Below are 5400 nucleotides of genomic sequence, written 5' to 3'. Positions count from 1 at the left end.
CCGGGGCTGCGGGGTCCCCGGCCGGTCGCGTCCTCAGCTCGCGGCGTCGATCGCCGCCTGCGCCGCCGTGGTGGCGGTCGCGAGCAGGCCGTCGATGTCGGCGCCCTGGTCCGTGATCACCGCCTGTACGACCGGGAACAGCTGGTTGTAGAGGTCCTGGGTGGCGACCGAGGCCTCCGGCACGAGCGTCTGGGTGAACATGACGTCGGTGTAGCCCTGCATGTCCTCGAGCGGGACGTTCACGTAGTCCTTGATCCAGCCGAGGTTCTCCTCGTACAGCGCCTCGGAGAAGATCGGCAGCACCGGGGTGCCGACGGCCTGCGCCGGGTCGGCCTCGGCGCGGGTCTGCGCGTCGGCGACGGCCTGGTCCTTGTCCTGCAGCTTCGACAGGTACCACCAGTCGATCCACTTGACCGCGGCGTCCTTCTCGGCGTCCGTCGAGTCCTTGCGGACCGCGGCGAGCGTGCCGCCCGTGAGGGCACCGCCGTCGCCCGACGTCGGGATCGCCGTGAGGCCGTAGCCCCAGTCGGCGGTCACGCCGTTGCCCTCGACGAGAGCGTTGTAGACGTCCGAGCCCGACGTGTACATCGCGAGCTCGCCACCGCCGAAGGCCGCGTTGATCTCGCCCCAGCCGAGATCGGCCCGCGCGAGCAGGGAGTCGTCCTCCCAGCGCAGCGCCCTGAGCCACTCGAGGTGCTCCTTGACCGCCGGGTCGTCGAGCGACGCGGTGTAGGTCCCGTCGCCGTTCGCGGTCTCGATGACGCCACCGCGCGCGTTGGCGCCGGCGGCGAGCTGCCAGCCGCCCGAGGCGTCGAGCGCCATCGTCGCGTAGCCCGCCACGCCCGTCTTGTCGTGGATCGTCTTGGCCGCCGTGCGGACCTCGTCCCACGTCGTCGGCGGGTCGTCCGGGTCGAGCCCGGCCTGCTCGAAGAGGTTCCGGTTGTAGTGCAGCGCGACCGCGTAGATCGACTTCGCCGGGACCGCGAAGATCGTGCCGTCGGCGTCCTGCCCGTTCGCGAGCAGGGACTCGTTGAAGTCCTCGCCGTAGGGCAGCGCGCGGACCTGGGCGTCGATGTCCGCGAGCTGACCGTTCTCGATGAGCGTCTTGCCGTCGGTGAGCGGGATCTCGAACACGTTCGGCAGCGTGCCACCTGCGAGCTGCGTGGTGAAGGTGGAGTTCAGCCACTCGTAGTCCTCGGTCTCCACCGTGATCCCGGGGTACTTCTCCTCGAACGCCGCGACGCGGTCGGCGAGCTGCTGCTTGGCGGCGTCGTCGGCCGTCGGCAGCAGACCCGCGACGCGGATCGTGACCTGGGTGCCTGTCGGCGAGCCGGCGCTGGTCGAGCCGGTGTCCGGCTCGTCGCCGCCGCTGTCGCACGCGGCCAGCAGGCCGAGCGAGAGCACGCCGGCTGCGGCGAGCGCAGTGGTGCGGTTGAACCTCATCGTCACTCCTTCGTGAGGGCGCCCGGCGCGGGCCGGTCGCTGCGGGGGTTCTGCTGGGCGGTGCTGTCGTCGATGCGGTCAGGGAGCGTCCGGCAGGGCGCGGAGCCACGCGGCGGTGTCGCGCGGCAGGAGTCCCGTGACGAGCCGGTCGCTCGTGAGCAGGACGTCGGCGTGGGGTGGCAGCTCGACGGGTTCCGCGCCGAGGTTGACGACGCAGACGACGTCCCCGCGCGAGAACGCCAGCGTCTCGCCGGGCACGTCGAGCCAGGTCAGCGGCTCGTCGCGCAGCGCCGGCTCGACGCGGCGGCGGGACAGGAGGTCGCGGTAGAGGTGGAGCATCGAGCTCGGGTCGCTCGCCTGGTGCTCGACGGTGAGCTCGGCCCAGTCGGGCGGCTGCGGGAGCCACGTCGACGACCCGCTCGGGCCGAAGCCGTACGGCGACCCGGACCCCGACCACGGCAGCGGCACGCGGCACCCGTCGCGCCCCGGGTCGACGCCCTGCGAACGGAAGTGCATCGGGTCCTGGAGCACCTCGAGCGGCAGGTCCTCGACCTCCGGCAGCCCGAGCTCGTCGCCCTGGTAGACGTACAGCGCACCGGGCAGCGCCGCCGTCAGCAGGGCGGCGGCTCGCGCACGGCGGCGGCCGAGCGCCACGTCCGTCGGCGTGCCGAAGCGCTTGGCGGCGAAGGCGAACGACGAGTCCGCCCGCCCGTACCGCGTCACGGGTCGGGTGACGTCGTGGTTCGACAGCACCCAGGTCGCCGGGGCACCGATCGGACCGTGCGCGGCGAGCGTCGTGTCGATCGACTCCCGCAGCTGCGCGGCGTCCCACGGCCGGGCCATGAAGTCGAAGTTGAACGCCGTGTGCATCTCGTCGGGACGCAGGTACCGCGCGAAGCGCGCGCGGTCGGCGAGCCAGACCTCGCCGACCAGGACCCGCGCGGGCGAGTACGAGTCCGCGATCGCGCGCCACGACCGGTAGACGTCGTGGATCTCGTCCCGGTCGACGTGCGGGTGCTCGCCCGGGCCCGGGTGCTCGGGGTACTCCGGCAGCGCCGGGTCCTTCACGAGCAGCGCTGCCGAGTCGATCCGGATGCCGGCCACGCCGCGGTCGAACCAGAACCGCAGGACGTCCTCGAACTCGCGGCGCACGTCGGGGTGCGACCAGTTGAGGTCCGGCTGCTGCGGGGCGAACAGGTGCAGGTACCACTCCCCTGGCGTGCCGTCAGGGTTGGTCGTGCGGGTCCAGGTGCTGCCCTGGAAGTCCGAGACCCAGCGCGTCGGCATCTGCGCACCGTCGGGGCCCTTGCCGCGGTGGAACCAGAAGCGCGCCCGCTCAGCCGAGCCGGGTGGCGACGCGAGGGCCGCGCGGAACCACGCGTGCTGGTCGGAGACGTGGTTGGGGACGATGTCGATGATCGTGCGGATGCCGTGCGCGAGCGCGTCGGCGACGAGCCGCTCGGCCTCCTCGAGCGTCCCGAACGCGGGGTCGATCGCGCGGTAGTCGGCCACGTCGTACCCGCCGTCGGCCAGCGGCGAGACGTACCAGGGGGTGACCCAGATGGCGTCGACGCCCAGGTCTCGCAGGTAGGGCAGGCGCGACCGCAGGCCCGCGAGGTCGCCCGTCCCGTCGCCGTTCCCGTCGGCGAAGCTGCGCGGGTAGACCTGGTAGATCACCGCGTGCCGCCACCAGGCGGACTCGGCGGTGGTCGCCGTGGTGTGCGCCGTGATCGGCTGCAGAGCGGAGGACGTCGTCGTCACAGCGCAGACACTAAATCTCTGAACAGAATGCGCGCAAGAATCTGACAAGAGCGTTACCGAAGCGTGACAGAGCTCCCTCAGGGGCGCTCGCGCACCGGACGCCGCGCCGGAGCGGCGGCGTTCGGTGAAGGACGGCGGGTGGGGAGCCAGGAGTCGCCGGTCAGCGCGTGGCGGCCGGCGCAGGGGCCGTCGAGCCGCGCACGACGAGCTCGGGCTCGAAGAGGAGCTCGTCCTGCGGCACCGCGGCCCCGTTGATCTGGCTCACGAGCAGGTCGATCGCCGCACGCCCCATCGGCTCGATCGGCTGGCGCACGGTGGTCAGCGGCGGCTCCGTGCAGTTCATGAACGCCGAGTCGTCGTAGCCGACCACCGAGACGTCGTCGGGCACGCGCAGGCCGGCGCGCCGCGCAGCCCGGATCACGCCCAGGGCGATCGGGTCCGAGGCGCACACGATCCCCGTGACGCCCTCGCGCAGCAACCGCGTCGCGGCGGCCTGCCCGCTCTCGAGCGAGTACGCGGATCGCACGACGTCACCGGCGCCGAGCTCGACCCCGAGCCTCGCCGCGACCGCGCGCGCCGCGTGCAGCTTGCGCTCGGAGGGCACGTGGTCGGCGGGGCCGAGCACGAGGCCGACACGCGTGTGCCCGAGCGCCACGAGGTGCCCGAGCGCCTGCTCGATCGCCACCTCGTCGTCGCAGGACACCCGCGGGAAGGCGAGCTCCTCGATCGAGGCGTTGATCAGGACCACCGGCAGGTGGCGGTCCGAGAGCCGCTCGTAGTGCCCGTGCGCCGCGTCCCGCTGCGCGTAGTTGCCGCCCGCGAACACGATGCCCGAGACCTGCTGGCCGAGCAGGAGCTCGACGTAGTCCGCCTCGGACACACCCCCGGCGGTCTGCGTGCACAGCACGGGGGTGAAACCCTGCTGGGCCAGTGCACCGCCCACCACCTCGGCGAACGCCGGGAAGATGGGGTTCTGCAGCTCCGGGAGGACGAGTCCCACGAGGCGTGCGCGCTCACCGCGCAGCTTCGTCGGGCGCTCGTACCCGAGCACGTCGAGCGCGGTGAGCACCGCCTCGCGCGTCTGCTCCGAGACTCCTGGCTTGCCGTTGAGCACGCGGCTGACGGTCGCCTCAGAGACGCCGACCTTGCGTGCCACCTCTGCGAGTCGCCGTGACATGCCTCGCATCGTAGGGCAAGCCGGCGCAAGCCGCTTGCGGATCGACGCAAGCGGCTTGCGCACCGCCTCGTGCGGGCGCCCGCACCGCCGAGGCGACCGGCGCGCGACCTCGTCGGGTCAGCGCGCGGGCTGCAGCACCAGCGCGTCGGCGATGCCCTGCGCCCACTGCTCGACGATCTCGAAGTTGCGGTGGTCGCCCGCCTTGGCCCGCGCACCCGCGATGATCGCGCGCTCCGCGAAGGACAGCGCCGCCATGTCCAGGCGCCCGCGGAAGCTGCGGTGGCCGCGGGCACGCAGGGCCGCGCCGACGCCGGCGAGCTCGTGGGGCGAGTTCGCGGCCGCCGCGGGCTGGGTCGCCAGGCCCGACGAGAACAGCCACACGAACCGCGGCGGGCCACCCTGCTCGACGCGCTCCGCGAGCGCACGCGCCGACGGGAGCCAATGGCCGGTGTAGACGGCGGATCCGAGGACGAGGGCGTCGAAGCCCTGCGCGTCGACGAGGTCCTCGGGTTCGCGCAGCTCGACGTCATGACCACGCGCACGCAGCACCTCGGCCACGCGTTCGCCGATACCCCACGTCCCGCCATGACGCGACGCCACCGCGACGAGCACCTTCATTGCCGACCTCCCCGTAGTCCGTCCTCCATGGTGCGGCGCGGCGCCCAGGTACGCGTGGGTCCTCGGTCCTGACTTGACGTCATCTCACTGGCCGATCCGGGCAGTCCCACCATGTGACACGCGAGCGAGGAGTCCGGCTCAAGTGGCAGCTGGCTCAGGGGATGGTCGACTGGCGCGCGCGCAGCGTGTCGGTCAGTCGGCGCAGAGTGGCCAGCTCGTCCGCGTCGAGCGCGCCGCCGACGAGCCGGTGGATCTGCTCGACGTGGCGACGGCCGATCGCGCGCTGCTCGCGCGCGCCCTCGTCGGTGAGGGTCACGACCACGCCGCGCCCGTCGTCGGTGGCCGGCGACCGACGGACGAGTCCGCGCAGCTCGAGCCGCTCGACGAGGCGCGACAGGCTC

Annotated in this window: 5 protein-coding genes; all 5 read right to left on the bottom strand. The window is 72.9% G+C overall.

Translation table 11 applies throughout. The annotated features are described in order from the left end of the window. Positions 1–33 precede the first annotated feature (33 nt). The gene (locus CGE01nite_RS16560) at positions 34–1443 is read right to left on the bottom strand and encodes an ABC transporter substrate-binding protein (RefSeq protein WP_141371758.1); all 1410 of its coding nucleotides are present in this window, start codon (positions 1441–1443) and stop codon (positions 34–36) included. Positions 1444–1521: 78 nt separating this feature from the next. Beyond that, positions 1522–3204, bottom strand: a complete 1683-nt coding sequence (locus CGE01nite_RS16555) for a glycoside hydrolase family 13 protein (RefSeq protein ID WP_048344290.1) — start codon at positions 3202–3204, stop codon at positions 1522–1524. A gap of 160 nt (positions 3205–3364) precedes the next feature. Next, positions 3365–4381 carry a LacI family DNA-binding transcriptional regulator gene (locus tag CGE01nite_RS16550; protein WP_048344291.1) on the bottom strand — a complete coding sequence of 339 codons (1017 nt, stop codon included), beginning with the start codon at positions 4379–4381 and terminating at the stop codon, positions 3365–3367. Positions 4382–4498: 117 nt separating this feature from the next. Next, complete coding sequence (locus CGE01nite_RS16545) at positions 4499–4999, bottom strand: flavodoxin domain-containing protein (RefSeq protein ID WP_048344292.1); 501 nt, start codon at positions 4997–4999, stop codon at positions 4499–4501. A gap of 154 nt (positions 5000–5153) precedes the next feature. After that, on the bottom strand, positions 5154–5400 hold a 247-nt coding region (locus CGE01nite_RS16540), incomplete at its 5' end, for a MarR family winged helix-turn-helix transcriptional regulator (protein ID WP_371857600.1).

The organism is Cellulomonas gelida (assembly GCF_006538725.1).
GTDB classification, from domain to species: domain Bacteria; phylum Actinomycetota; class Actinomycetes; order Actinomycetales; family Cellulomonadaceae; genus Cellulomonas; species Cellulomonas gelida.
This window is presented reverse-complemented; position numbering and strand designations above follow the sequence as displayed.